Genomic DNA, 26,433 nt, shown 5'->3' on the forward strand with positions numbered 1-26,433 from the left:
GGAGGATGGACGGCATGGCAGGACGCGGCACCGGGCCCGACTTCGTCGAGGCGCTGGCACGGGGGCTCGACGTCCTCACCTGCTTCGACCGCGACTCCCCCACGATGACGCTGTCGGAGGTCGCGGCCGCGGCCGGGCTGGCCCGGCCGACGGCGCGCCGGCTGCTGCTCACGCTGGAGGAGCTCGGCTACGTCCGCACCACCGGTGGCGCGTTCGCGCTGACCCCGAAGGTGCTCGACCTCGGCATGGCCTACGTGAGCGCGCTGGGCCTGTGGGACATCGCCCGGCCGCACCTGGAGGCGCTCGTCGCGCGCACCGGCGAGTCCTCGTCGATGGCGCAGCTCGACGGTTCCGACATCGTCTACGTCGCCCGGGTGTCGGTCCCCAAGATCATCACGCTGCGGGTGGACCTGGGCACGCGCTTCCCCGCCGCCCAGACGTCGCAGGGCAAGGTGCTGCTCGCCGCGCTCGCACCCGACGAGCTGGCCCGCGTCCTCGCCGTGCCCAGCCGCTCGGGCCTGCCGCCGTTCATCGGCCGGGGCGCGGAGGAGCTGCGCGACGAGCTCACCGAGGTCCGCGCCCGCGGCTGGGCGCTGGCCGACGAGGAGCTGGCCCCGGGCGTGCGCTCGGTCGCCGTCCCGGTGCGCGACGGCGCGGGCGCGGTGCAGGCCGCGATGAACGTGACGGTGCACGCCGCCGAGACCAGCACCGAGCGGCTGCTCGGCGAGCACCTGCCCCTCCTGCTGCGGGCTGCCGGCGACGTCAGCGCCGAGTGGGCGCTGTGGCAGTCGCGGCCGCACGTGGAGCTGCCGCGCCCGGCCGGGGGCGGCAGCGCCACCGCCTGAGACCTCCGGTGATCAGGTGAGCTGATCGTTCTGGGTCCTGGCTCAGCACCGGTCGTGAGCCAGGACCCACGACGATCAGGTGTCCTGATCACCATCGCTTCCCGTGTGCCAGGGTGTGCGATCGTGACCGCCGTCCTCTCCATCCAGTCGCACGTCGCCTACGGCCACGTCGGCAACAGCTCCGCCGTCTTCCCGCTGCAGCGGCTCGGCATCGAGGTGTGGCCGATCCACACCGTGCAGTTCTCCAACCACACCGGCTACGGCGAGTGGACCGGGCGGGTGTACGACGGCCAGTCGATCGAGGAGCTGGTGGAGGGGATCGCGGCGCGCGGCGTGCTGCCCCGCTGCGACGCGGTGCTCTCCGGCTACCTGGGTTCGGCCGACATCGGGCACGCCGTCGTGGGCACGGTGGCGAAGGTCCGGGCCGCCAACCCCGACGCCCTCTACGCCTGCGACCCGGTCATCGGCGACGTCGGCCGCGGGGTCTTCGTGCGCCCCGGCATCGAGGAGTTCATGCGCGAGGTCGCCGTCCCCGCCGCCGACGTCGTGACGCCCAACCACTTCGAGCTGGACCTGCTCGCCGGGCAGACGACCCGCACGCTCGCGGAGGTGAAGGACGCCGCCGCCGCGGTGCAGGCGCTCGGCCCGCGGGTGGTGGTGACGACGTCGCTGGACGCCGAGGACACCCCCGCGGACAGCATCGACCTGCTCGCCTCCGAGGGCGGCCGGCACTGGCGGGTGCGCACCCCGAAGCTGGGCGTCTCGGTCAACGGCGCCGGCGACGCCATCGCCGCGCTGTTCCTAGCGCACTGGCTGCGCACCCGTTCGGCCGGCGAGGCGCTGGGCGCGGCGGCGGCGTCGGTGTTCGGCCTGCTGGCCCGCACGGAGGCCGCCGGCTCGCGGGAGATCCTGCTCGTCGACGCGCAGGAGGAGTTCGTCGCGCCGTCGCGCAGCTTCGCCGTCGACGAGGTGTAGCCGCCTCAGCCGTCCCGGACCGCGACGCCCAGGACCTGCGGCGCCGTCGGCATCGGCACCCGCCCGTCCGGGAAGCGGAACCGCTCGAGCCGCTCCACCCGGAAGCCCGCCGCCGCGATCGCCGCAGCGGTGTCGCGGCCGACGTGGCAGCCCCCGCCCACGGTCGGCCACACCGTGCGGTCGAGCACGTCCTGCACCCGCGCGAGGGCCCCGCCGTCGGCCCGCACGTGCTCCCAGAAGTGCAGCCGCCCGCCGAGGCGCAGCACGCGCCGCAGCTCCCGCAGGGCCGCGGCCTGGTCCGGCACGCTGCACAGCACGAGGGAGACCACGGCGGCGTCGAACGCGCCGTCGGCGGCGGGGACGTGCTCGGCCGTCGCGTCGACCACCACCACGGGGACCGCGGCCCCCGCGGCGGCCCGCTCGGCGGCGGCGCGCAGCCGCGGCCCGGGCTCCACCGCCAGCACCTCGGTGACCGACAGCGGGTAGTGGCCGAAGTTCACCCCGGTGCCCGCCCCGATCTCGACCACCCGACCGGAGATGCCGGCCAGGAGCCGCTCGCGGTGCCCGGCGGCCCCGTGCCGCTCCATCGCCGGCGCCATCCGGGCGTAGCACCGGGCGAAGACGGGGTGGTGCACCGTCGCGCGGGGGGCCGCACCGGATCCGGTCATGGGGGCACGATGGCCGGGCCCCGGGCCGCCGGCAAGGTCTCCCCGCACCGCCGTGACCGAGGACGCAGGCGGGACCGGCCCGGCAGCGCGGATACTGTCGTGTCGTGCCCCCCGCTGTGCTGTCCCGGTCCCGTGCTGCCCTGACGAGGCTCCGATGAGCGCGGTCGACGAGCGGACCGCCCCCGCGGGGGACGTCCTCGCCCAGGCCGCGCGGCGACGCACCTTCGCCGTCATCAGCCACCCGGACGCCGGCAAGTCGACGCTCACCGAGGCGCTCGCGCTGCACGCCCGCGTCATCGGCCAGGCCGGCGCGGTGCACGGCAAGGCCGGCCGGCGCGGCACGGTGTCGGACTGGATGGACATGGAGAAGGCCCGCGGCATCTCCATCACGTCCGCCGCGCTGCAGTTCGAGTACGGGGACGCGGTCATCAACCTGCTCGACACCCCGGGGCACTCCGACTTCTCGGAGGACACCTACCGGGTCCTCACCGCCGTCGACGCCGCGGTGATGCTGATCGACGCGGCCAAGGGCCTCGAGGCGCAGACGATGAAGCTGTTCGCCGTCTGCCGGCACCGCGGCATCCCCGTGCTGACCGTGGTCAACAAGTGGGACCGCCCGGGCAAGGACGCGCTCGAGCTGATGGACGAGATCACCGAGCGCACCGGTCTGACGCCCACCCCGCTCACCTGGCCGGTGGGCATCGCCGGCGACTTCCGCGGCGTGCTGGACCGCTCCGACGGCTCCTACCGCCGGTTCACCCGCACCGCGGGCGGCGCCACCATCGCGCCCGAGGAGACGCTCTCCCCCGACGCGGCGCTGGCCCGCGAGGGCGACGCCTGGCAGCAGGCGGTCGAGGAGGTGGAGCTGCTCGCCGCCACCGGCGCCGAGCACGAGCAGTCGCTGTTCCTCGACGGCGTCACGACGCCGGTGCTGTTCGCCTCCGCGGTCTCCAACTTCGGCGTGGGCGCGCTGCTGGACACCCTGGTGGGCCTCGCCCCCGCGCCGACCGCCGCCCCGACGGCCGACGGCGGCCGCCGCGAGCTGACCGAGCCGTTCAGCGCGTTCGTCTTCAAGGTGCAGGCCGGCATGGACACGGCGCACCGCGACCGGCTGGCCTTCATCCGCATCTGCTCGGGGGTCTTCGAGCGCGGCATGGTGGTCACCCACGGCCGCACCGGCCGGCCGTTCGCCACCAAGTACGCCCAGCAGGTGTTCGGCCGGGACCGGGAGAGCGTCGACGTCGCCTACCCCGGCGACGTCGTCGGGCTGGTCAACGCCGCGGCGCTCGGCGTCGGCGACACCCTCTACGCCGAGCGACCGGTCGCCTTCCCGCCGCTGACCACCTTCGCGCCCGAGCACTTCGCGGTCTGCCGGGGCCGCGACACCGCCAAGCACAAGCAGTTCCGCAAGGGCATCGAGCAGCTCGACGGCGAGGGCGTGGTGCAGGTGCTGCGCTCCGACCGCCGCGGCGACCAGGCCCCGGTGCTCGCCGTCGTCGGGCCGATGCAGTTCGAGGTGGCCAGCCACCGGATGGAGCACGAGTTCGGCGCGCCGGTGGAGCTGGAGCGGCTGCCCTACAGCCTGGCGATGCGCACCGACGAGGCGTCGGCGCCCGGTGTGCTCGCCGCGGCCCGCAACGCCGAGGTGCTGCGGCGCAGCGACGGCGAACTGCTGGCCGTCTTCCCCGACAAGTGGGGGCTGCGGGTGCTCAAGGAGAACAAGCCCGAGCTGACCCTCGAGCCGATGGTGGCCGCCCAGCTCTGAGCCGGGCCGCTAGCGTGCCGGCATGGCCATCGACCCCCGTGGAACCGACCTCAAGCGCTACCTGCAGGAGGACCCCGGCGGCCCCGTCGTGATGCTCAACCTGCTCCGCTGGGCCGAGGGCGGCCGGGCGGGCTACGAGCAGTACGCCGAGGCGCTGCGGACGACGTTCCTCCCGCGCTACGGCGGTGAGGTGCTCTACGCCGGCGAGGGCTCGACGGCGCTGGTCGCCGAGGCCGGCCAGGACTGGGACGCCGTCCTGCTGGTGCGCTACCCCTCCCGCGAGGCGTTCAGCCGCATGGTCGCCGACCCGGAGTACCAGGAGGTCACCGCCCTGCGGACGCAGGCGCTCACGGAGGCGGTGCTGCAGGCCACCGTCCCCTGGTGACCCGGTTCGCCCGCTAGGCGGGCGCGCCGGCGAGGTGCGCGCGCAGCCGGGCGGCCAGGCGCCGGCGGTGCACCGCGCGCTGGTGCAGCCGCGCACCGGCCGCCGGTGAGCCGGTGAGCACCGCCTGCCGGTCGAGGGCCGCGGCCCCCTCCTCGTGCCCCAGCGCCTGGCGCAGCAGCTCCGCCCGCACCGGGTCGTCGCCGGCGGCGGGCAGCGGACGGGCGGCGGTCATGCCCCGATCGTGCGGCCCCTCGTCACTGTCCGCGACCGGAGCGGCCGGCGTTCCCCCGTTCAGGGGTCGACGAGCGTGGCCGAGATCCGGCTGATGGTGGCCTCCTCGACCGGCAGGTGCGGCAGCACCGCGGGCACCTCCTCCCGCTCCAGCCCGGTGTCGGCCAGGGCGGCGAGGAGGAGGTCGGCCTCCTGCGGCGGCACCGGCACCGTGCACCCGGAGGCGTCCAGCGCCGCGCGCGCCAGGAACAGCGCACCCGCCAGGGAGTCGTCCGGCTGCGGCGGCTCGGGCGCCGGTGCGGCCGAGCGGGTGACCGCTTCGGCCGCGCGGACCAGCGACAGCGGCAGCCCCTCGGTCTCCACCTCGATCAGCGGGACGCGGCCCAGGGCGGCGAGCACCAGCTGCTCGGCGTCGATCCGCAGCGGCGCCTCCCAGCCGCCGGAGCGGACGACGGCGGGCAGGTCGTCGGCGTCCTCGCCGAGGTCCTCGGCCAGCTCCGCCCAGGCGGCCGGGCGGTTCTCCCGCGCCCGCTCCGCGGCGAGGACGCACGTGGCGAGGACGAACGGCGCGAGCACCTCGTCGTCGAACCGGTCGGCCTGCACGGTGCCGTCGGCGGCGAGCGAGTTCAGCGCGTCCTGGAAGGTGCCCGGCGTCGCGTCGCCGAGGTCCAGCCGCCCGTCGTCGGCGCTCAGCGGCAGGCCGTCGGCGGCGCGCTCCCCCAGCGTGGGCCCCGTGCGCGTGAGCACCGCGCCGCGGCGCACCACGTGCGGCAGGTCGGAGAGCCCCACGGCCCAGGCGCAGCTCTCCGCGATCAGCGCGGGGGTCCGCTCCCGCAGGACCTCCCGGGTCAGCAGGCCCATCCAGTCGACGTCGAACACCCCTCCACTGTCCCCGACCTGGCGCGGCGGTGACGGCCGGGCGCGTCAGCCGGGGTCGCGGACGAGGTGGACGGCGGCCTCCTCCGCCGAGGCGGCCGCGCCGTCGATCCCCTGGTCGCGGGCGTAGAGCTGCTCGTCGGAGTCGGTGGTCCCGCCGTCGTCGGCGTCGACCAGCCGCCCGGCCCGCACGTCGCCCACCTCGTCGTCCAGCAGCTCGCCGTCGGTGTCGGACGTATCGCCCAGGCCGTCGCCGTCGTCGTCGACACCGTCGGGCAGCTCCCGGGCCAGCCGCCCGTCCAGGCTCTCCCCCGCCTCCTCCTCGGCCTCCGTGGTGCCCCAGTCGTCGACCGCCCAGGCGCGCTCGGGCGGCGACCAGCCGCGGTCCAGCACGTCGCCGTCGTCGTCCAGGGTGTCCGAGGCCTCGAGCAGGCCGGTGGCCTCCTCCGGATCGGTGCCGTCGGTGCCCCAGGTGTCGCGCGGTGCCATCGCCGTCCTCCTCAGCCGGGCGTCGTCGGGCCGAGTGTGGCCCGCGCCGCCCGCCGGTGGAAGGGGTCGGCCAGGATGGCGCCATGACCGAGTTCCCCGCCCTCGCCGTACTGGCCGCCGAGGAGGCCGAGCTGCAGCTCCCGGCCTTCTCCTCCGACGACGCGTGGGCGCTCGGGTGCGCGCTGGTGGCGACCGCCCGCGACGGCGGCCTGCCGGTGGCGGTGGACATCAGCCGCAACGGGCACCAGCTCTTCCACGCCTCGCTGCCCGGCACCAGCCCGGACAACGACGACTGGCTGGCCCGCAAGAGCCGCGTCGTCCAGCGGTTCGGCCACAGCTCGCTCTACGTCGGCCAGCGCTCCCGGGAGAACGGCACCACCGCCGAGGCGGAGTTCTCCCTCGACCCCGCCCGGTACGCCGCGCACGGCGGGGCGTTCCCCCTGCTCGTGCGCGGCGTCGGGCCGGTCGGGGTGGTCGCCGTCAGCGGGCTGCCCCAGGTCGACGACCACCGCATGGTGGTCGCGGCGCTGCGCGCCCACCTGGCCGGCTGACGAGCTACTCCGAGGCGGCCGCCGCGGTGTCGCCCTCGCCCTGCTCGCTGCTCGGCGGGCCGACCCACACGGTCTTGGCGTTCATGAACTCGCGCATGCCCAGCTCGGTCAGCTCGCGGCCGTAGCCGCTCTGCTTCACCCCGCCGAAGGGCAGCTCCGGGTAGCTGGTCACCATCCCGTTGATGAACGCCATGCCCGAGGCGACGTCGCGGACGAACTGCGCCCGCTCTGCCTCGTCCTCGCTCCACAGGTTGGCGCCCAGGCCGTAGGGGTGGCTGTTCGCGATCTCGATCGCCTCGTCGAGGGAGTCGACGGTCCACAGCGCCGCCACCGGGCCGAAGACCTCCTCGAAGTAGAGGTCCATCTCGGGCGTGATCCCGGTGAGCAGGGTCGGCTCGTAGAACCATCCCGGACGGTCCACCCGCTTGCCGCCGACCAGCACCTGCGCGCCCTTGGCGACGGCGTCCTGCACGTACTGCTCGACGTCGTCACGGCCGGACTCGGTGGCCAGCGGGCCGACCTTCGTCTCCCGGTCCATCGGGTCGCCGACGGTCAGCGCGGCGATCTTCTCGGCGAACAGCCGGGTGAACTCCTCGGCGACGTCGCGGTGCACGAAGAACCGCTTGGCCGCGATGCAGCTCTGCCCGTTGTTCTGGTTGCGGGCGGTGACCGCGACCTCGGCGGCCTTCTCCAGGTCCGCCGACGGCATGACGATGAACGGGTCGCTGCCGCCCAGCTCGAGCACGGTCTTCTTCAGCGCGTCGCCGGCGATCGAGGCGACCGACTGCCCGGCCGGTGCGCTGCCGGTCAGCGTCGCCGCGGCCACCCGGTCGTCGCGCAGCACCCGCTCGATCGTCGAGGACCCGATGAGCAGGGTCTGGAAGACGTCCTCGGGGAAGCCGGCCTTGCGGAACAGCTCCTCCATGTACAGGGCGGTCTGCGGCACGTTGCTCGCGTGCTTGAGCAGCCCGACGTTGCCGGCCATCAGCGCCGGGGCGGCGAACCGCATCGCCTGCCACAGCGGGAAGTTCCACGGCATGATCGCCAGGACGACGCCGATCGGCTGGTGGACGACGTAGGCGTCCACGGCACCCACCGCGTCGGCGTCCTTCTTCTCGGGCTCGAGCAGCGCCGGGCCGTGCTCGGCGTACCAGCGCAGCGCCTTGGCGCACTTGCCCACCTCGGCCTCGGCCGAGGCCAGGGTCTTGCCCATCTCGGTCACCATGAGCTCGGCGACGGACCCGGTGTCCTCGTCGAGCACGTCGGCGGCCGCGCGCAGCCACCCGGCCCGCTCGGCCGGCGTGGTCAGCCGGTAGCTCGTCCAGGCCTCCGCGGCGCGCGCGATCTTCTGCTCGAGGGCGTCGTCGCTGAGCGGTTCGTAGGTCTTGAGCGTCTCGCCCGTGGTCGGGTTGGTGGTGGCGATGGCCATGGGGGTCCCTCCGTCGGTCGCGCCTGCTGCCCTGCCCGCGACCGGGCCGGGGAAAACCGTCGTCCCACCGTGGGGCATGACCTGCCCCCGGCCCGGGTAGGGGGCGCGGGGATTGCGCCGATAGTGGACGTCGGTGGACGACCATCGACGACGCGGGGAGTTCGACGTGGGCGAGCAGGGCACGGGGCGGCCGAGACCAGGCCGCGAGTACCTGCACGATGCACTGCTGTTCGACGACGACCAGCGGCTCACCGAGGTCGCGGTGCCCTTCCTCCTCGAGGGCCTGGCCGCCGGCGAAGCGGCCGTCGTCGCCACCACCCCGCGGACGGCGGGGACGCTGCGCGCGGCCGTCGGCGACGACCCGCGGGTGCACGTGCTCGAGCGGCACGAGGTGTACCGGGCGCGCACCCCCACGGCCATCACCACGTTCCGCAGGCTGGCCGAGCAGCACCGCGCCGAGGGCGTGCGCCGGGTCCGGGTCGTCGGCGAGGTCGGCTTCGGCACCACCGAGCGGGACTGGCTCGAGTGGATGCGCTACGAGTCGGTCATCAACGAGGCGCTGGCGGCCTGGCCGCTGTGGGGGCTGTGCGTCTTCGACACGCAGCGGCTGCCCCAGCCGCTGCTCGACTCCGCGCTGGCCACCCACCCCCATCTGGTCGACGGGGCGCGCCGGCGGGGTCACAACCCCGGGTTCGTCGAGCCGGTCGACTACGTCCGCTCGCTGCCGGTCCCGCCCGAGCCGCTCGAGGCGACCACCCCCGCGCTGCACGCGCCCGACGTCGCCGACTTCGCGGGGCTCCGGCACGCCGTCGCCGCCGAGCTGTCGGCCAGCCGGGCCGGCCCCGACCTCGTCGAGGACTTCCTGCTCGCCGTCGACGAGATGGTGTCCAACGCCGTCCGGCACGGGCTTCCGCCGGTCAGCCTGCGGCTCTGGACCTCCGCCGACCGCATCGTCTGCACCATCGGGGACGGCGGCCCCGTCTGGGACGACCCGTTCGCCGGCTACGGCCCCGCCCACGGCGACGACCTCTCCCGCGGCGGCATGGGGCTGTGGCTGGCCCGCCAGCTCTGCGACCACGTGGACATCTCCACCGCCGGCGACGGCGGCACGGGCGTCGAGGTGCGGCTGACGGTGCGGCTGCCCTGAGCCGCTCGCGTCAGCCGAACAGGTCGCTGAGGAACGACTCCTTCTTCCGCCGGCCGCCGTACCGCTGGTCGTAGCGGGGGTCGTGGCGCTCGTCGTACCGCCCGTCGGACCGCTGGTCGCGCGTGCCGTGCGAGCTGCCGCGCACCTGGCGCAGGACCTCGTCGACGACGGACCCCAGCTGGCCCCCGGTCGGTTGCTGCGTGGTCGCGCGCGGCTCCTGCCGGCGGTCGTCCGCGGCGGCGGGGGCCGACGTGCCGCCGTGCCAGGCGTTCTCCGCGTCGATGAGCCGGTCCAGCTCGCCCCGGTCGAGGAAGATGCCGCGGCAGTCGGCGCACTGGTCCACGTGCACGCCGTTGCGCTCGTAGGTGCGCATCGCGCCGTGGCACTTCGGGCAGGTCAGCTCCATGCCGCACCAACGCCGGGCGGGTCGGCCCCGGTTCCCGACGATCTTCCGGCCAGTGGCGGGTGGGGACGGGCCACTCGCGCCGCGGTGGGGATACTGACCGCGGCAACCGCGACCGATGGGAGCACCGCAGTGGAACCGAGGCACACGTTGTCGACGCGGGCCGTGCGGCCCCCGGTCCGGGAGGGCTGACGTGGACAAGGTCATCGGCAGCGCCCAGGAGGCGGTCGCGGACATCGCGGCCGGCTCGGTCCTCGCCGTGGGCGGCTTCGGCCTCTGCGGCGTGCCGTTCGCGCTGATCGACGCGCTGCTCGAGCAGGGCGCCGACGAGCTCACCACCATCTCCAACAACTGCGGGGTCGACGACGCCGCGCTGGGCGTGCTGCTCTACGCCGGGCGGATCCGCAAGACGATCAGCTCGTTCGTCGGCGGCAACAAGGAGCTCGCCCGCCTGTACCTGTCCGGGCAGCTGGAGGTCGAGCTCACCCCGCAGGGCACGCTGGCCGAGCGGCTGCGCGCCGGCGGCGCCGGCATCCCGGCGTTCTACACGCCCACGGGCGTGGGCACGCTGGTCGCCGACGGCGGCATCCCGATCCGGTACGACGCCGACGGCAACGTCGTCGAGACCAGCCGGCCCAAGGAGGTGCGCGAGTTCGACGGCCAGCAGTACGTGCTGGAGACCGCGCTGACCGCCGACTTCGGGCTCGTGCACGCCCTCATGGGCGACCGGCACGGCAACCTCTACTTCCACGAGTCGGCGCGCAACTTCAACCCGCTGGCCGGGATGGCGGGGCGGATCACCATCGCCGAGGTGGAGCAGCTCGTCGAGCCCGGCGACCTCACCCCCGAGCACGTGCACCTGCCCGGTGTCTACGTCGACCGCGTCGTGGTGGTCGGCGGCGACCACAAGCCGATCGAGAAGCGCACCACCCGTCCCCGCCCGTCGGCCGGCGTCCCCGCCGCGGCCGGCGAGGAAGCCACCGAGGGAGCAGCCTGATGGCCCTGACCCGCGACCAGCTCGCCGCCCGCGTCGCCCTCGAGCTCGAGGACGGCCAGTACGTGAACCTTGGCATCGGCATGCCCACCCTGGTGCCCAACTTCGTCCCCGACGGGGTGCACGTCGTGCTGCACTCGGAGAACGGGGTGCTCGGTGTCGGGCCGTACCCGTTCGAGGGCGAGGAGGACGCCGACCTGATCAACGCCGGCAAGGAGACCGTGACGGTCCTGCCCGGGGCCAGCTACTTCGACTCGGCGATGTCCTTCGGGATGATCCGCGGCAAGCACCTCGACGTCGCCGTCCTCGGCGCCATGCAGGTCAACGTCCGCGGCGACCTGGCCAACTGGCTGATCCCCGGGAAGATGGTCAACGGCATGGGCGGCGCCATGGACCTGGTCCACGGCGCGCGCACCGTGATCATCATGATGGAGCACGTCGCCCGGGACGGGTCGGCCAAGATCGTGCAGGAGTGCACGCTGCCGCTGACCGGCAAGGGCTGCGTCGACCGGATCGTCACCGACCTCGCCGTCATCGACGTCACCGACGCCGGGCTGGTGCTGCGGGAGACCGCCCCGGGTGTGACCGTCGACGAGGTGCAGGCCGCCACCGGCGCCCCGCTCACCGTCGCCGACGACCTGCGCGAGATGCCCCTCCCCGCCGGCGTCTGAACGAGCTTTCGGTACCGAAAGCCGGAGCTCCCAGCTTTCGGTACCGAACGCTCGCCGGGTCAGAAGGGGTAGGCGGGGAGGTCGCCGCGCAGGGTGACCCACTGGGTCTCGGTGAACGCCTCGATGTTGGCCTGGGGGCCGCCGTGCCGGGAGCCGGTGCCGGAGGCGCCCACCCCGCCGAACGGCGCGACCGCCTCGTCGTTCACCGTCTGGTCGTTGATGTGCACCAGCCCGGTCGGGATCCGCTCGGCCAGCTGCAGCCCGGCGTAGACGTCCCGGGTCAGGATCCCGAGCGAGAGCCCGTACTCGGTGCCGGAGGCCAGCTCCACCAGCTCGTCGACGGAGGAGAACGGGGTCACCGGGGCGACCGGGCCGAAGATCTCCTCCTGGTAGGCCGGCGCGTGGACGGGGACGTCGCCCAGCACGGTCGGCCGGTAGAACAGCCCCTCGTAGGTGCCGCCGGTGCGCACCGTGGCCCCGCCCTCGACCGACGCGGTGACCAGGCCGTGGACCCGGTCGCGCTGACCGGCGTCGATCAGCGGGCCCATCGCGACCTGCTCGCGGAACGGGTCGCCGACCGGCAGCTTCTCCACCTTCTCGGCCAGGATCGACGTGTACTGCTCGGCGATCGACTCGTGCACCAGGTGCCGAGAGGTCGCCATGCAGATCTGGCCCTGGTGGGCGAACGTGCCCCACGCGCCCACCGAGGCCGCGGCGGTCACGTCGACGTCGCCCATGACGACCAGCGCGGAGTTGCCGCCGAGCTCCAGGTGCGCCCGCTTGAGGTGCTGACCGGCCAGCGCGCCGACCGCGCGCCCGGCCCGGGTGGAGCCGGTGAAGGCGATGATCCGCACCGCCGGCTCGACCACCAGCGCCTCGCCGACGTCGGCGCCGCCGGGCAGCACCTGGAGCACCCCGGCCGGCAACCCGGCCTCCTCGAAGACGCGGGCGAACATCGCGCCGCCGGAGATGGCGGTGCGCGGGTCGGGCTTGAGGATGACCGCGTTGCCCAGCGCCAGCGCCGGTGCCACCGCGCGGATGGCCAGGATGGTCGGCACGTTGAACGGTGCGATGACCCCGACGACGCCGGCCGGCACGCGGCGGGCGAAGGACAGCCGGGGCGCACCGGTGCGCAGCAGCTCGCCGTACGGGTGCGAGGGCAGCGCCGAGGCCTCCTAGCACTCCTGCGCCGAGGTGTGCACCTGGAAGTCGCCGAACGGCTGGATGGCACCGGACTCCCGGGCCAGCCAGCCCTTGATCTCGTCGGCGTGCGCGGCGAGCACGTCGCCCGCCCGGCGCAGGACGGCGGCACGCTCCTCGAACGGCAGGGCGGCCCACGCCTTCTGCGCCTCGACGGCGCGCAGGGCGGCGGTGTGCACGTCCTCCGGGGTCGCCTTCCCCACCGGGGCGATCACGTCCCCGGTGGCCGGCTCCACGGCGTCGTAGGTGCCGCCGCTGCCGTCGGTCCAGGCGCCGGTCCACACCTTGCCGTGCCACGCGCCGTCGTCGAGCAGTGCCATGTCGGGCTCCTTCTCCAGTCGTCGTTCAGCCGTTGCGGATCTCGTCGAGGATGGGGCCGGCCACCTTGAAGGCGTGGTTGGCCGCGGGCACACCGGCGTAGACGGCGGCGTGCTGGATGACCTCGCCGATCTCGTCGTCGCTCAGCCCGTTGTTCTTCGCCGCGCGCACGTGCAGGGCGAACTCGTCCCAGTGCCGCAGCGCGATGCAGATCGACAGGGTCATCAGGCTGCGGTCGCGGCGGGCCAGGCCCGGGCGCTGCCAGACGTCGCCCCAGGCGGTGCGGGTGATGAAGTCCTGGAACCCGGCGGTGAACGGCGTCGTGCCGGCGACGGCCCGGTCCACCCAGGCGTCGCCCAGCACCTCCCGCCGGGTGCGCATGCCGGCCTCGCGCCGCGCGTCGTCCGTGGTGGGCTCGCTCATGGGGTCGCTCCCGCGCTCTCGAGGTGGGCGAGCAGCGCACCGGTCACCCGCTGCGGCTGCTCGAGGTTGGCCAGGTGCGCCCCCGGGCTCACCGACAGGAACCCGGCTCCCGGGATGCCCTCGGCGATGAGCCGCTGGTGCTCCGGCGGGAGCGCCGGGTCCTCCGCGCCGGAGACCACCAGGGTGGGCGCGGTGATCCGCCCCAGGTCCGCGCGCAGGTCGATCCCGCCGACCACCTCGGCGCAGGCGGCGTAGCCCTCGTCGTCGGCGCCGGAGACCATCGCCTCCAGTCGCGCGACCAGGTCGGGGTGCTGCGCGGCGAACGCCGGGGTCAGCCAGCGGCTCACCACGGCCGGGGCGAAGGACGCCGTTCCCTCGGCGCGGGCCAGCGCCGCGCGGTCGAGGAACCCCTGCGGGTCCGTCCTCGCCGAGCTGCACAGCACCGCGAGCCCGGCCACGCGGGCCGGCTCGCGGGCGGCCAGCCGCAGCGCGGTCATCCCGCCCAGCGAGAGCCCGGCGACGTGCGCCCGGCGCACCCCGAGCGCGTCGAGCAGCGCGACGACGTCGTCGACCAGGTCGTCGAGCCGGTACGGCCCGGCGGGCGCCGGCGACTCCCCGTGGCCCCGGGTGTCGTAGGTGACCACGCGGAAGCGCTCGGCCAGCGCCGGCACCTGCGGGTCCCACATGCCCCGGGTCGCCCCCAGCGAGTTGGAGAGGACGACGACCGGCGCGTCGGCGGGGCCCGCGACGGCGTGCGCGACGGCGACGGCGGTCACCGCTGGCCCCCGGTCGCGGCGTCGTAGGCGGCGAGGACCGCGTCCACCTGGGCCCCGGCCTCGCCGGTGTCCGGTGCGGTGCGCAGCGCGCCGACGTCGAGGTCGCCGCGCTCGCGCAGCACCTCGGCCAGCGGCCGCCCGGTGGTGCGGGCGGTGTGCGCGGCGCCGGCGACCGCCTCGTGCGCGGCCCCGCGGCCGTAGCGCCCGGTCAGCGCGTCGGTGGCCGCGGCGGCCAGGGCCGGCTCCTCGGCGGCGGCGACCGTCGCGGCCATCCGGTCGACGTCGGGGCGCAGGCACTCCAGGCTCTCCGCCAGCCAGGAGGCGGCCGAGCCGACAGTGGCCAGCAGCGCGGTCAGCGTGGGCCACTCCGCGTGCCAGGTGCCGGCCCCGCGCTCGTGCTCCTGCTCCATCGCGGCCAGCAGCGTGGCGACCAGCCCGGGTGCGCGGCGGGCGCAGGCGCGGGCGGAGATGGCGGCCACCGGGTTGTTCTTGTGCGGCATCGCCGACGAGCCACCGCGCCCGGCGCTGATCTCCGCGACTTCCGCCACCTCGGTCTGCGCCAGCAGCACCACGTCCAGGGCCGTCGAGGCCACCACCCCCGCGGCCGCCCCCAGCGCGCCGGCCAGGTCGGCGACCGGCAGCCGCACGGTGTGCCAGGCGGTGGCGGTCGTGGCCAGCCCCAGCTCCTGGGCCAGCGCCGCCCGCAGGTCGACGCCGGAGCCGTCGAGACCGGCCAGCGTGCCGACCGCGCCGCCGAGCTGGACCGGCAGCGCGGCGTCGACCGCCCGCAGCCGGGCCCGGGCGCCGTCCAGCCCGGCCAGCCAGCCGGCCGCCTTGAGCCCGAACGTCGTCGGCAGCGCCTGCTGCAGGAGCGTCCGGCCCATGACGACGTCGTCGCGGTGGGTGCGCGCCAGTCCGGCGGCGGCCTCGGCGGCGACCGCGAGGTCGCGGTCGATCGCGGTGACCGCCCGGCGGGCCAGCAGCACCAGGGCGGTGTCCAGCACGTCCTGGCTGGTGGCCCCGACGTGCACCGCGGCGGCGTCCCGCTCCCCCACCGCGGCCCGCAGCGCCGTCACCAGCGGGGGCACCGGGTTGCCGGCGTCCGCCGCGTGCGCCACGACCGAGGCGACGTCGAGCCCGGCCGGCTCCGCGCAGGCCCGGCCCACCGCGTCGGCGGCGGTGGCCGGGACCAGGCCCAGCCGGGCGGCGGCGCGGGCCAGCGCGGCCTCCACGTCGAGCAGCGCGTCGAGCCACGCGGCGTCGGAGACGGCCGCGGCCGCTCCCCCGCGGGCGAAGGTCCCGTCGAAGAGGGTGGTCACGGTTCGTTCCTACCGGAGGGGCGGGCGGCGGACCGGCTCATACCGCGAAGAACACCGTCTCCCGGTCGCCCTGGAGGTGGATGTCGAAGCGGTACCCGTCCTCGGCCGGGGTCGCGAGCAGCGTGCCGCGCCGGTCCTCCGGCAGCGCCCGCAGCACGGCGTCCTCGGCGTTGGCCTGCGCCTCGTCGGCGAAGTAGATGCGGGTGACGACGCGGTCGAGCAGCCCCCGGGCGAACACCGACACGTCGACGTGCGGCGCCTGCAGCCCGCCGCCGCCGTCGGGCACGCGGCCGGGCTTGAGGGTGAAGACCGCGAACTCGCCGGTGCGCGTCTGCGCGCGGGCGTACCCGCGGAAGCCCGGGTAGGACGAGGGCCCCCGCGGGTCCTCCGGCGACGGGAACCGCCCGTCGGGATCGGCCTGCCAGGTCTCCACCATCGCGTCCGGGACCACGTCACCGGCGCCGTCGACCACCCGGCCGCGGATCCAGAAGCCACCCGCGGTCCCCTCGGCCGCGGCCCACTCGCCGTCCGGCCAGGTGAGCCCGATCGCCAGGTAGGGCCCCACCGTGGCGCTCGGCGTCGTCCCGAGCCGCAGCGGCCCGGTGAGGAAGCCGCTGCCGCGCTGCCCGGAGCGGGGCTGGAACGGGTCGGCCGGGTCCGGCGGGACGTCCAGCGGGTCGGCTGTCATCACGCGACACCTCCGGCGTGATTCCGCGCCTCGGTCCGCTCCTCGGTCGCCGGCGCTCCCTGCGATGCTCCCTCGGCTGTCATCACGCGACATCTCCGTCGTCGTCGGTCTCGAACGGCGTCTGCTCGCTGCCGCGCAGCACGATGTCCCACTCGAACGCCAGCGCCCAGTTGTCCTGGGTGCGGTCGAGGGAGAACCGGCTGATCGCCCGGTGCCGGGCGGCGGCCGGGATGGCGTTGAAGATGGGGTCCTGGCCGAACAGCGGGTCGTCCGGGAAGTACATCTGGGTGACCAGGCGCTGGGTGAAGGCCCGGCCGAACAGGCTGAAGTGGATGTGCGCCGGCCGCCAGGCGTTGTGGTGGTTGCCCCACGGGTAGGCGCCCGGCTTGATCGTCATGAACTCGTAGCGGCCCAGGCTGTCGGTGACCACCCGGCCGAGGCCGTCGAAGTGCGGGTCCAGCGGGGCCGGCCAGTTGTCCACGACGTGGCGGTAGCGCCCCGCAGCGTTGGCCTGCCACACCTCGACGAGGGCGTCGGGCACCGGGCGGCCGTCGCTGTCCAGCACCCGGCCGTGGACGAGGATCCGCTGGCCGAGCGCCTCGCCGCCGCGGCGCAGTGTCAGGTCGGCGTCGTGCGGGAGCACCCGGTCCTCGCCGAGCACGGGACCGGTGACCTCGGTCAGCCGCTGCGGCAGGTCGACCGGCGTGCGCAGCGGGGCGCGCAGCGCGGTGCTGCGGTACCCCGGGAAGGCCAGCGGGGTGCGCGCCTCCGCGGGCTCGCGCAGGTAGCCCGGCAGGTGCAGCCCGCCGCCCGATGTGGTCCCGGTCATGCCGGGACCGTACGGCCCGCCGGTTATGGTCCCAAGCGCACACTTCCACTGGACGGGAGACGACATGGCCGGACGCACCACCGCACCGGGGCGCTCGGTGACCTCGCGGGCGCTGGCCATCCTTGACTCGTTCGGCACCACCTCGCGCAAGCTGACGCTCTCCGAGATCGCGGAGCGCTCCGGCACCCCGCTGACCACCACCCACCGCCTGCTCGGTGAGCTGACCGAGTGGGGCGCGCTGCTGCGGCGGGCCGACGGCCGCTACGAGATCGGGCGCAAGCTCTGGGACCTGGGCCTGCTGGCCACCGTGCAGACCGAGCTGCGCGAGGTCGCCGCGCCCTTCCTCTCCGACGTGCACACCGCGATCCGCGACACCGTGCAGCTGGCCGTCCGCGACGGGTTGTCCGCGCTCTACGTCGAGCGGATCTCCGGCCGCGAGTCAGTCCCGGTGCTCAGCACCGTCGGCTCCCGGCTCCCCCTGCACGCCACCGGCGTCGGCAAGGTGCTCCTGGCCGCCGCCCCCGACGACGTCGTGGAGCAGGCGCTGCGCTCACCGGCCCGGATGACCAGGCACACCGTCGTCGACCCGGCCCGGCTGCGGCGCGAGCTCGCCGAGGTCCGCCGGCGCCGGTACGCCCGCACGTCGGAGGAGATGTCCCCCGGGGCGGCGTCGCTGGCGGTGCCGGTGCAGGTGGAGCGGCACAACGGGCCGGTCGTCGTCGCGGCCCTGGGCGTCGTCGTCCCCCCGCAGCGTCGCGACCTGGGCCGGCTGGTGCCGGTCCTCGAGGTGGCCGCCCGCGGCATCGGCCGGGAGCTGGCCCGGACGCGCGACTTCACCTGAGGCCCACGCCGCCCGCGGCTGCGCCACCCCTTCCCGCCGAGGACCGCGCCGCGGATGATGCGGGAACGGCGCGCGACGAGCGGAGGCACGGTGGTCGTCCTGGCAGCTCCGCGGCGCACCGCCCGGTGCGCTCCCGGGCGCGCGGGGCCGGCGGGGTGAGCGCCGCGGTGCTGGCCGTCGTGGCCCACCCCGACGACGACCTCCTGTTCCTCAACCCGGATCTCGACGCCGGCATCCATGCCGGGGTGCCGACCTGCGTCGTCTACGTCAGCGCCGGGGACGCCCTGCTGCCCGTGGGCCCGGCCGCCCTGCGCGCCCGAGACCGGCAGCGCGGCATCCAGGACGCCTACCGGGCCACCGCGGGCACCGCGGACCTCCCGCTGCAGGACGAGTGGGACGGCGTCGTGGTGGAGGTCGGCGGCCGGCACGTGGAGGAGTTCACCCTGCGGGACCGGCCGGACGTCCGGGTCGTCTTCGTCGGCCTGCCCGACGGCCACCTCGCGGAGCTGCTCTCCGGGGCGACGCTGCTGACCGTCCCCGCGGCCGGCGGGCTGGTCGCCGAGCCGCAGCCCTACGACGCCGGCGACGCCGTCACCGTGCTGCTGGGCCTGATGGAGCGGCACCGGCCGACGGTGCTCCACGTGACCGAGCTGTTCGCCGACCACCGGTACGACACCCCGTCGTCCCACCCCGACCACCGGGCGGCGGCCGCGCTGGCCGTCGCGGCGGCCGCCCGCTACCGGGAGCAGGGCGGGACGTGGCTGCCCTCCCTCGTCGAGCACCGTGACTACGGGGTCGGCCACCACCCGGTGAACCTCGCCCCCGCCACCCGGGCCCGGAAGCGCACCCTGTTCGCCGACGAGTACCAGCCGTGGGACCCCGCCGCGGCCGACGTCTTCGGCGCCACCGACCGCGCCTACCACCGCAGTTCCCGGGGCACGCGCTGGGCGGTGACCGACGGCGACGGCGTGGTGTGGCTCCTGGCCGTGCGGGACGGCCGGGTGGCGTGCTGGCACGGACCCGGCACGTGGCGGGGCCCGGGCGACCTCGGCCCGGACGACCCGGGATCCGGGGTGACCGCCGTGATCGCGGCCTGCGGGACGGACGGCGCCCCGCACGTCGCTGCCCGGACCCACGACGGGCGCACGGTGGTGCGCCCGATCACCGGGGGCGGGTGGACCGACCTCGGCACTCCCGACCCGGGTGCCGGCTCCCGCTACGTGGGCACCCCCACCCTGGTGCCGAACGCCGACGGCCGGCTGCAGGTCTTCGTGGTCAACGCCGGCGGCGGGCTGTCGAGCCGGTGGGAGACCCTGGACGGCGGGTGGCACCCCTGGTTCGACCTCGGCGGCACCGATCTGCAGGACCCCTGCGACGCGCTGCTCGACGCCACGGGCCGGATCGAGGTGGTCGCCGCGACGCGCACCGGGCTGGTCCTCTGGCGCCAGGCGGTGCCCGACGGCGGGCTCCTGCGCGGCCCCGTCCCGGCACTGGCCCCGGCCGGCAGCGCCACGTTCGCGGTCAACGCCGACGGGCGACCCGAGATCCACCACCGCCGGGCCGGTTCGGCGACCGTCGCCACCAGCTGGCAGGACGCCGACTTCGCCTGGCGCTCGAGCGCGGACCTCGGCGGGCACGGTGGGATCGGCGCCGTCGCCAACGCCACCGTGCAGGGCCGCATCGCCGCCGTGGTGCGCAACGGCGGAGGAGGGGTCTCCGTGGCCGTGCAGGAGGCCCCCGACAGCGGCTACGGCCCCTGGACCGACCTCGGCGGGTTCACCCCCGACGTCCCGACCGTGGCCGCCACGCCCGACGGCCGGCTGGTGGTGGCGGTCCTGGACGCCGACGGCGGGATCCGGCAGCGCACCCGGTCGGCCGCCGGCCGCTGGACGCCCTGGCGGGACGTCGCCCCGGCCCACTGACGGCACGGCTGGCCCGGGCGCGCGACTTCCACTGAGGGGAAGCCGCAGCTACGCGACAGGGGCGGCCCGGGTCACACTCCCCCCGTGCGGACTCAGGTGGGGATCATCGGCGCCGGCCCGGCCGGCCTGCTGCTCTCGCGGTTGCTGGCGCTGCAGGGCATCGACTCCGTCGTGCTGGAGAACCGCTCGCGCGACTACGTCGAGGCGCGGATCCGGGCGGGCATCCTCGAGCAGCACACCGTCGACACGCTGAGCGCCGTCGGGCTGGGCGACCGGCTGCACCGCGAAGGCCTCGAGCACTCCGGCATCTACCTGCAGTACCCGGGCACCCGGCACAAGCTGGACTTCCCCGAGCTGTGCGGCCGCACGGTGTGGGTCTACGGCCAGACCGAGGTGGTCAAGGACCTGATCGCCGCGCAGCTGGACGGCGGGCCGCCGCTGCTGTTCGAGGTGTCGGACGTCCAGCCCGAGGACGTCGACACCGACTCCCCCCGGATCCGGTTCACCGACGCCGACGGCAACCCGCAGCTGCTGGAGTGCGACGTGATCGCCGGCACCGACGGCTTCCACGGCCCCTCGCGGACCCTGGTGCAGGAGAGCAGCCGGGGTCGCACCTGGGAGCGCACGTACCCCTACGCCTGGCTGGGCATCCTGGCGGACGCGGCGCCGGCCACCGACGAGCTCATCTACGCCTGGCACCCCGAGGGCTTCGCGCTGTACTCCATGCGCTCACCGAAGGTCTCGCGGCTGTACCTGCAGGTCGACCCGTCGGAGAAGATCGAGGACTGGTCCGACGAGCGGATCTGGGACGCCCTCGACACCCGGTTCGCCCTCGACGGCTGGTCGGTCAACCGGGGGCCGGTCACGGACAAGTCGATCCTGCCGATGCGCTCGTTCGTCAGCGCCCCCATGCGCCGGGGCCGGCTGTTCCTGGCCGGCGACGCCGCGCACATCGTGCCCCCGACCGGCGCCAAGGGGCTCAACCTCGCCGTCGCCGACGTCACCCTGCTGGCCACCGCGCTCGTCCGGCTGCTGCAGGAGGGCCGGAGCGACCTCGTCGACGCCTACTCCGACACGGCGCTGCGCCGGGTGTGGCGGTGCACCCACTTCTCCTGGTTCATGACCTCGATGCTGCACCGCTCCGGCGACGACTTCGACGCCCAGCTCCAGCTCTCCCAGCTGGAGCGGGTGTGCTCCTCGGAGGCGGCCGCGCGCGAGCTCGCCGAGAACTACACCGGCCTGCCCATCGGCTGACGCAGGACCTCCTCCAGGGCCGCGCGGGTGCCGCGGCTGCGGATGAGGGCCAGCGTCGACCGGTAGGCCTCCACGAAGCGCTCGTCGTCGACCAGGTCGCCGAACAGCTCCCGGTCGGCCACGAAGGCCAACGGGTCCTCGCCCTGCCGCCGCGCGGCCGCCATGAGCCGGTCGCGCATCGGGTCGACGACGTCGATCGGCGCGCCGTCCTCGCCGACGCCCTCCGCGTAGCGCGCCCAGCCGGCGAGCACCGCCACCGAGCAGCGGATCTCCCCGCCCGAGGCCAGGTTCGCGCGCAGCACCGGCAGCAGGAACTTCGGGATCCGGTCGGAGCTCTCGGCGCACAGCCGGGCCAGGGTGTCGCGCATGTTCGGGTTGGCGAACCGGCCGATCAGCTCGGCCTTGTAGTGCTCCAGGTCGATGCCGGGCACGGGCGGCAGCGTCGGCGTCGCCTCCTCGTCCATGTAGCCGTGCAGGAACCGGCGGAACAGCGGGTCCTGGCAGACGTCGTGCATGTACGTGTGGCCGGCCAGCACCCCCAGGTAGCCCATGGCCTGGTGGCTGCCGTTGAGCAGCCGGAGCTTCATCAGCTCGTAGGGCTCGACGTCGTCGACCACCTGGACGCCGACGTCCTCCAGCGGCGGCCGGCCGGCGCCGAACCGGTCCTCCAGCACCCACTGGGTCCACGGCTCGCAGATCACCGGCCAGGCGTCCTCCACGCCGAACCGGCGGGAGAGCTCGGCCCGGTGGACGTCGGTGGTCGCCGGGGTGATCCGGTCGACCATCGAGTTCGGGAAGGGCACCTCCCGGGACACCCACTCCCCCAGCTCCGGGTCCCGCAGGGCGGCGAAGGCGGCGAAGCTGCCGCGCGCGACGTCGCCGTTGCCGGGGATGTTGTCGCAGGACATGACGGTGAACGGGGCGATGCCCCGCTCCCGCCGGCGGACCAGCGCCTCGGTGACCAGCCCGAAGCTGGTGCGCGGCGGCGCGCCGGGCGCCAGGTCGGCGACGACGTCCGGCTGCCGGGCGTCGAAGTCGCCGGTGACCGGCGAGATGTTGTAGCCGCCCTCGGTGACGGTGAGCGAGACGATCCGGATCGCGGGGTCGGCCATCCGCTCCACCACGGCCTCGGGGTCGTCGGGCGCGAGCAGGTACTCGACGACGGAGCCGATCACCCGCGCCCCAAGGAAACCGTCGGGATGGGCCTCGACCAGCGTGTAGAGGCAGTCCTGCGCCGCCATGACCTCGGCCATGCGCCGGTCGCCGGGCAGCACGCCGACCCCGCAGACACCCCAGTCCAGGGCCTCCCCCCGCTCCATGAGCCGGTCGAGGTACATCGCCTGGTGCGAGCGGTGGAACCCGCCGACCCCCAGGTGCACGATGCCGGCGCGCACCCGGCTGCGGTCGTAGCTCGGCACGGAGACCGACGCGCTCAGGGAGGACAAGGTCCGGGCCGACAGCTGGGTCACCAGGCCACCTTTCCCCACGTCCGCCGTCCCTAACGGGCGGCTCCGCGCTGTCCCGCCGCCCGGAGCTACCCGTCGGTACGAGATGTGGGATCGTCCGGAGTACACGTCGAGACGGCGCCACCGCCGGTGCCGTCAGGAAAGAGGACCGATGCGGTTGCAGCTGTCCCCGGAGCTCGAGGCCTTCCGGGAGGAGATGCGGACCTTCTTCACCACCCAGGTCCCGCAGGAGATCCGCGACACCGTCGCGGCCCACCGCCACCTGACCAAGGAGCAGTACGTCGAGGCGATGCGGGTGCTCAACGCCGCCGGCCTCGCCGTGCCGCACTGGCCGGTGGAGTGGGGCGGCAAGGACTGGACGCCGCTGCAGCGGCACATCTGGCGCGAGGAGATGCAGCTGGCCAACGTGCCCGAGCCGCTGCCCTTCAACGCCTCGATGATCGGGCCGGTCATCGCCACCTTCGGCAACGAGGAGCAGAAGGCGCGCTTCCTGCCGGAGACCGCCAACCTCGACATCTGGTGGTGCCAGGGCTTCTCCGAGCCCGACGCCGGCTCCGACCTCGCGTCGCTGCGCACCACCGCGGTGCGCGACGGCGACGACTGGGTCGTCAACGGCCAGAAGACGTGGACCACCCTCGGCCAGTACGCCGACTGGATCTTCTGCCTCTGCCGCACCGACCCCACCGCCGAGAAGAAGCAGCGCGGCATCTCGCTGCTGGTCTTCCCGATGGACACCCCCGGCGTCACGCTGCGCCCGATCGAGCTGATCGACGGCGGCTTCGAGGTCAACGAGGTCTTCTTCGAGGACGTCCGCGTCCCGGCCGAGAACCTGATCGGCGAGGAGAACCGCGGCTGGGACTACGCCAAGTTCCTGCTGGGCAACGAGCGCGTGGGCATCGCCCGGGTCGGCGCGACCAAGCGGGCGCTGGCGCAGGCCAAGGAGCACGCCCGGTCGATCACGGTCGACGGCCGCACGCTGCTGGACGACCCGCGCACCGCCGCCCGCATCGCCGAGCTGGAGAACGAGCTGCTCGCCCTGGAGCTGACCGCGCTGCGCGTGGTCGCCAACTCCGCGGACGGCAAGCCGCACCCGGCGTCCTCGGTGCTCAAGCTCAAGGGCTCGGAGCTGCAGCAGGCGGCCACCGAGCTGCTGGTCGACATCGCCGGGCCGCTGTCGGTCGCCTCGTTCGCCGAGGATGGCTCGGACGTGCCGGACTGGGCCCGGGTCTCTGCGCCGCAGTACCTGAACTACCGCAAGGTCTCCATCTACGGAGGCTCCAACGAGGTGCAGCGCACCATCATCGCCGGCACGATCCTGGGGCTCTGATCTTCGTGAACTTCGAGTACGACAGCGAGCAGAACGACCTGCGCGAGGCCGTCGCCGGCCTGCTGGGTCGCGCGTACGGCGACAGCGAGGTGCGGCGCAAGGTCGTCGGCACCGACCCGGGCTTCGACGAGAAGACCTGGTCCCGGCTGGCCGAGATGGGCCTGCTGGGCCTGCCCTTCGCCGAGGAGCACGGCGGCATGGACGCCGGTCCGGTCGAGGTGGCGATCGTCGCCGAGGAGATCGGCCGGGTGCTGGCGCCCGAGCCGTTCATCGAGGCGGTCGTGCTGGCCGGCGGCCTGATCGCCGCCGTCGGCACCGACGAGCAGAAGGGCGAGCTGCTGGCCGGCATCGCCGAGGGGACGACCATCCCCGCCTTCGCGCACGCCGAGATCGGCACCCGGTGGAGCCCGTCGGCGTCGGCGGTCACCGCCACCCGGGCCGGTGACGGGTGGACGCTCTCCGGCGCCAAGGAGCCCGTCCCCCACGGCGCACGGGCCGACGTCCTCGTCGTCTCCGCGGTCGTCGACGGCGGCACCGGTCTGTTCCTGGTGCAGGGCGACGCCTCGGGCCTGACCCGCACCGGCTACCGCACCCACGACGGGGGCCGCGCGGCCGCCGTCCGCTTCGAGGGCACCCCGGCCACGCTGCTGGGCACCGGTGGTGACCAGACCGCCGCCGTCGAGCGGGTGCTGGCCGAGGCGCGGATCGCCTACACGCACGAGGCGGTCGGCGCCATGGACACCGCGCTGCGGACCACCGCCGAGTACCTCAAGACCCGCAAGCAGTTCGGGGTCACCCTCAACCGGTTCCAGGCGCTCACCTTCCGCGCCGCGGACATGTACGTGTCCCTGGAGCTGGCCCGCAGCACCGCGCTGTGGGCGTCGATGGTGCAGGAGGCCGGCGGCGACGTCGTCTCCGCCGCGGACCGCGCCCGGCTGCAGGGCAGCCGCGCCGGCCGGCACATCGGCAAGGAGGCCATCCAGCTGCACGGTGGCATCGGCGTCACCGCCGAGTACAAGGTCGGCCACTACACCAGCCGGCTCACCGCCATCGACCACCTGCTGGGCGACGGCGACTGGGCGGCCGACCGCCTGGCGCGGACGGTCGGCGACCAGGAGACGGTCGACCCGATCGGCGCCCCGTACGCCGGCTGATCCCCGCCCTGCCCGACCGCGGCGTCGTCCCCGAACAGGGGGATGGCGCCGCGGTCGTCGTTCCGGCACGCTCCGGTCACGGTGGGCCTCCCCACCCCCAGCCGTCCCAGGCGCCGCTCGCCACGCGGGCGCCTGCTCGCGCCGGGAGGCCGCGACCACCAGGCTCGCGGCGACCACCCCCTCGTGCCGGAGGTAGCCGTGCGCCTGTCCCGCCTGTTCGCCGGATCCTCGGCCCTCGTGCTGCTCGGCGGCGCCGCCGCCTGCGGCCTCGGCTCGGTCGAGCCGAAGATCCAGCTGCGGGACGCGTTCCGCGCGCTCGGCGAGGAGACCTCGCTCGCCGTCCGCCTGTCGGTGCCGAGCTCGGCGGACGACGTGCGCGCCTTCGCCGAGGCGGCCGACGACTCCGGCGAGATGCCCGACGACGACCTCGAGACGCTGCTCTCGTCGTCGATCGTGTTCGGGTACGACGAGGGCGCCGACGCCGACGACCCGGAGGACGACGCCGTCCGCACCGCCCTGGAGATGGGCGACGCGACACCCGTCGAGCTCCGCGCGGTCGGGCAGGTGGCGTACGCGCGCGCCGACGTCGACGCCTTCGTCGAGCAGGTGCCCAGCGCCGCGTCCGACGTCGAGGACCTGCAGGCCGGGCTGGACGGCGCCGCCGGCACCGTGCCCGAGCCGCTGCTCGCCGCGGCGCAGGCGCTGCTCGACGGCGACTGGGTGTCGCTGGACGCCCAGGCCCTGCTGGAGCAGGCCGAGGCCCAGGGCGAGACCGTGCCCGGCGCCGAGCCGCTGGACGAGGAGCTGGCCGCGCAGGCCCAGGAGCTGATGGGCACGGCCGTGGAGGAGTCGGTCGTCTCCGTGCAGCGCGAGGGCGAGGACGACGACCTCGGCGACCACCTGGTGGTCGAGCTGGACCTGCGGAAGGGCTACGGGGCGGTCCGCGACGACCTCCCCTCGCTGTTCCCCGGCGCGGAGGGCGAGGCGCTGGCCGACCAGCTGCCGCCGGTCAAGGACCTCCCCGACCTCGACGTCGAGGTCTCGGTCTGGGTGCGCGACGGCGAGCTGACCCGCGCGGAGATCGACGCCGCCCAGTTCCTCGATGAGCCCGCCGGGCACCTGGTGCTGCGGGCCGACGTCCTCGACGGCGAGCCGATCACCGCGCCCGAGGGTGCGCTGCCGGTGGACGCCACCGCGCTGCTCGAGTCGGCGGCCTCGCTCCAGGCCGCCGAGGGCGCGGTGGACGCGTACACGCTCGCGACCTGGGTCGACATGGACCTGGCGGTGCTGGCCGAGGAGTCCGGCAGCCCGTCGTCGGTGGCCTTCCTGCCCGAGGTGCTGCCCTACTACGAGGGCATCGCCCCGGACCTGGCGATCACGGCCGTCGGCCAGCGGGTCGAGGTCACCGCCGGCGGGGAGACGGTCTGCCTCACCCCGTCGGCCGACGGGTTCGCCGAGGACATCGTCGACGGCCCCTGCTGAGGCCC

General features: G+C 75.0%; 26 protein-coding genes and 1 pseudogene. 14 read left to right on the forward strand and 13 right to left on the reverse strand.

Annotated elements, in window-relative coordinates; all coding sequences use genetic code 11:
- The first annotated feature begins 14 nt into the window (after positions 1-14).
- Both DQ241_RS11345 and pdxY read left to right on the forward strand, forming a co-directional pair.
- Positions 15-845 (forward strand): IclR family transcriptional regulator C-terminal domain-containing protein, encoded by an 831-nt coding sequence (locus tag DQ241_RS11345; protein WP_113830269.1) that lies wholly within the window; start codon positions 15-17, stop codon positions 843-845.
- A 123-nt stretch (positions 846-968) separates the two neighbouring features.
- Complete coding sequence (gene pdxY, locus DQ241_RS11350; RefSeq protein ID WP_113830270.1) at positions 969-1,820, forward strand: pyridoxal kinase PdxY; 852 nt, start codon at positions 969-971, stop codon at positions 1,818-1,820.
- 5 nt (positions 1,821-1,825) lie between these two features.
- Here the strand turns inward: pdxY and DQ241_RS11355 are convergent, their stop codons facing one another.
- The gene (locus DQ241_RS11355; RefSeq protein WP_113830271.1) at positions 1,826-2,488 is read right to left on the reverse strand and encodes a class I SAM-dependent methyltransferase; all 663 of its coding nucleotides are present in this window, start codon (positions 2,486-2,488) and stop codon (positions 1,826-1,828) included.
- Between the two features lie 154 nt (positions 2,489-2,642).
- On the opposite strand from DQ241_RS11355, the gene DQ241_RS11360 reads away from it, so the two are divergent.
- Both DQ241_RS11360 and DQ241_RS11365 read left to right on the forward strand, forming a co-directional pair.
- A complete protein-coding gene (locus DQ241_RS11360) occupies positions 2,643-4,253 on the forward strand; it encodes a peptide chain release factor 3 (RefSeq protein ID WP_113830272.1) in 1,611 nt (536 codons plus the stop codon).
- Between the two features lie 22 nt (positions 4,254-4,275).
- Entirely contained in the window at positions 4,276-4,638 is a 363-nt protein-coding gene (locus DQ241_RS11365; protein WP_113830273.1) for a DUF1330 domain-containing protein, read from the forward strand.
- A 13-nt stretch (positions 4,639-4,651) separates the two neighbouring features.
- Here the strand turns inward: DQ241_RS11365 and DQ241_RS11370 are convergent, their stop codons facing one another.
- The 3 genes from DQ241_RS11370 to DQ241_RS11380 are packed head-to-tail and all read right to left on the reverse strand — an operon-like array spanning position 4,652 to position 6,234.
- Positions 4,652-4,870 carry a hypothetical protein gene (locus DQ241_RS11370; RefSeq protein WP_113830274.1) on the reverse strand — a complete coding sequence of 73 codons (219 nt, stop codon included), beginning with the start codon at positions 4,868-4,870 and terminating at the stop codon, positions 4,652-4,654.
- A 59-nt stretch (positions 4,871-4,929) separates the two neighbouring features.
- Positions 4,930-5,748: a hypothetical protein gene (locus DQ241_RS11375; RefSeq protein ID WP_113830275.1), complete on the reverse strand. Its 819-nt coding sequence runs from the start codon at positions 5,746-5,748 to the stop codon at positions 4,930-4,932.
- Between the two features lie 45 nt (positions 5,749-5,793).
- Positions 5,794-6,234 carry a DUF5709 domain-containing protein gene (locus tag DQ241_RS11380; protein ID WP_113830276.1) on the reverse strand — a complete coding sequence of 147 codons (441 nt, stop codon included), beginning with the start codon at positions 6,232-6,234 and terminating at the stop codon, positions 5,794-5,796.
- A gap of 83 nt (positions 6,235-6,317) precedes the next feature.
- Between DQ241_RS11380 and DQ241_RS11385 the strand changes: the two genes are divergently transcribed.
- Positions 6,318-6,785, forward strand: a complete 468-nt coding sequence (locus DQ241_RS11385) for a heme-degrading domain-containing protein (RefSeq protein WP_113830277.1) — start codon at positions 6,318-6,320, stop codon at positions 6,783-6,785.
- A 4-nt stretch (positions 6,786-6,789) separates the two neighbouring features.
- Here DQ241_RS11385 and DQ241_RS11390 read toward each other — a convergent pair whose 3' ends face one another.
- Positions 6,790-8,214, reverse strand: coding sequence for an NADP-dependent succinic semialdehyde dehydrogenase (locus DQ241_RS11390; RefSeq protein ID WP_113830278.1), 1,425 nt, complete (start codon positions 8,212-8,214; stop codon positions 6,790-6,792).
- 133 nt (positions 8,215-8,347) lie between these two features.
- Here DQ241_RS11390 and DQ241_RS11395 point away from each other — a divergent pair, with 133 nt between their 5' ends.
- Complete coding sequence (locus tag DQ241_RS11395) at positions 8,348-9,361, forward strand: sensor histidine kinase (RefSeq protein ID WP_233492374.1); 1,014 nt, start codon at positions 8,348-8,350, stop codon at positions 9,359-9,361.
- Between the two features lie 10 nt (positions 9,362-9,371).
- Here DQ241_RS11395 and DQ241_RS11400 read toward each other — a convergent pair whose 3' ends face one another.
- Positions 9,372-9,767, reverse strand: a complete 396-nt coding sequence (locus tag DQ241_RS11400) for a zf-TFIIB domain-containing protein (protein ID WP_113830280.1) — start codon at positions 9,765-9,767, stop codon at positions 9,372-9,374.
- 190 nt (positions 9,768-9,957) lie between these two features.
- On the opposite strand from DQ241_RS11400, the gene DQ241_RS11405 reads away from it, so the two are divergent.
- Together DQ241_RS11405 and DQ241_RS11410 are read left to right on the forward strand one after the other, a co-directional pair.
- Entirely contained in the window at positions 9,958-10,761 is an 804-nt protein-coding gene (locus tag DQ241_RS11405) for a CoA transferase subunit A (protein ID WP_113830281.1), read from the forward strand.
- Positions 10,761-11,429, forward strand: a complete 669-nt coding sequence (locus DQ241_RS11410) for a CoA transferase subunit B (protein WP_113830282.1) — start codon at positions 10,761-10,763, stop codon at positions 11,427-11,429. Before DQ241_RS11405 ends, DQ241_RS11410 begins: the two co-directional genes overlap by 1 nt.
- 59 nt (positions 11,430-11,488) lie before the next feature.
- On the opposite strand, the pseudogene DQ241_RS11415 reads toward DQ241_RS11410, so the two are convergent.
- From DQ241_RS11415 to pcaH, 6 genes and pseudogenes are all read right to left on the reverse strand, one after another.
- Positions 11,489-12,949, reverse strand: a pseudogene (locus tag DQ241_RS11415) (benzaldehyde dehydrogenase).
- A gap of 25 nt (positions 12,950-12,974) precedes the next feature.
- Positions 12,975-13,370, reverse strand: coding sequence for a 4-carboxymuconolactone decarboxylase (gene pcaC, locus DQ241_RS11420; protein ID WP_113830283.1), 396 nt, complete (start codon positions 13,368-13,370; stop codon positions 12,975-12,977).
- Entirely contained in the window at positions 13,367-14,146 is a 780-nt protein-coding gene (gene pcaD / locus DQ241_RS11425; protein ID WP_113830284.1) for a 3-oxoadipate enol-lactonase, read from the reverse strand. Before pcaD ends, pcaC begins: the two co-directional genes overlap by 4 nt.
- Positions 14,143-15,465 (reverse strand): 3-carboxy-cis,cis-muconate cycloisomerase, encoded by a 1,323-nt coding sequence (gene pcaB, locus DQ241_RS11430; RefSeq protein ID WP_113830285.1) that lies wholly within the window; start codon positions 15,463-15,465, stop codon positions 14,143-14,145. Before pcaB ends, pcaD begins: the two co-directional genes overlap by 4 nt.
- A 37-nt stretch (positions 15,466-15,502) precedes the next feature.
- Positions 15,503-16,153 carry a protocatechuate 3,4-dioxygenase subunit alpha gene (gene pcaG / locus DQ241_RS11435; protein ID WP_113830286.1) on the reverse strand — a complete coding sequence of 217 codons (651 nt, stop codon included), beginning with the start codon at positions 16,151-16,153 and terminating at the stop codon, positions 15,503-15,505.
- Between the two features lie 82 nt (positions 16,154-16,235).
- Positions 16,236-16,982, reverse strand: a complete 747-nt coding sequence (gene pcaH, locus DQ241_RS11440; protein ID WP_199584416.1) for a protocatechuate 3,4-dioxygenase subunit beta — start codon at positions 16,980-16,982, stop codon at positions 16,236-16,238.
- Positions 16,983-17,046: 64 nt separating this feature from the next.
- Between pcaH and DQ241_RS20580 the strand changes: the two genes are divergently transcribed.
- The 3 genes from DQ241_RS20580 (at position 17,047) to DQ241_RS11455 (ending at position 20,999) form a co-directional block, all read left to right on the forward strand.
- Positions 17,047-17,823, forward strand: coding sequence for an IclR family transcriptional regulator (locus tag DQ241_RS20580; RefSeq protein ID WP_113830287.1), 777 nt, complete (start codon positions 17,047-17,049; stop codon positions 17,821-17,823).
- Positions 17,824-17,978: 155 nt separating this feature from the next.
- Positions 17,979-19,745, forward strand: a complete 1,767-nt coding sequence (locus DQ241_RS11450) for a PIG-L family deacetylase (RefSeq protein WP_158545919.1) — start codon at positions 17,979-17,981, stop codon at positions 19,743-19,745.
- Between the two features lie 84 nt (positions 19,746-19,829).
- The gene (locus DQ241_RS11455; RefSeq protein ID WP_113830288.1) at positions 19,830-20,999 is read left to right on the forward strand and encodes a 4-hydroxybenzoate 3-monooxygenase; all 1,170 of its coding nucleotides are present in this window, start codon (positions 19,830-19,832) and stop codon (positions 20,997-20,999) included.
- Here DQ241_RS11455 and DQ241_RS11460 read toward each other — a convergent pair.
- Positions 20,975-22,468, reverse strand: coding sequence for a mannitol dehydrogenase family protein (locus DQ241_RS11460; protein WP_113830289.1), 1,494 nt, complete (start codon positions 22,466-22,468; stop codon positions 20,975-20,977). The two genes, DQ241_RS11455 and DQ241_RS11460, sit on opposite strands and share 25 nt — an antisense overlap.
- Before the next feature lie 148 nt (positions 22,469-22,616).
- On the opposite strand from DQ241_RS11460, the gene DQ241_RS11465 reads away from it, so the two are divergent.
- The 3 genes from DQ241_RS11465 (at position 22,617) to DQ241_RS11475 (ending at position 26,428) form a co-directional block, all read left to right on the forward strand.
- A complete protein-coding gene (locus DQ241_RS11465) occupies positions 22,617-23,792 on the forward strand; it encodes an acyl-CoA dehydrogenase family protein (protein ID WP_113830290.1) in 1,176 nt (391 codons plus the stop codon).
- 5 nt (positions 23,793-23,797) lie between these two features.
- Positions 23,798-24,946, forward strand: a complete 1,149-nt coding sequence (locus tag DQ241_RS11470) for an acyl-CoA dehydrogenase family protein (RefSeq protein WP_113830291.1) — start codon at positions 23,798-23,800, stop codon at positions 24,944-24,946.
- A gap of 198 nt (positions 24,947-25,144) precedes the next feature.
- Entirely contained in the window at positions 25,145-26,428 is a 1,284-nt protein-coding gene (locus DQ241_RS11475) for a hypothetical protein (RefSeq protein WP_113830292.1), read from the forward strand.
- Positions 26,429-26,433: the final 5 nt, after the last annotated feature.

It is taken from the genome of Blastococcus sp. TF02A-30 (assembly GCF_003319185.1).
In the GTDB taxonomy this organism is placed as follows: domain Bacteria; phylum Actinomycetota; class Actinomycetes; order Mycobacteriales; family Geodermatophilaceae; genus Blastococcus.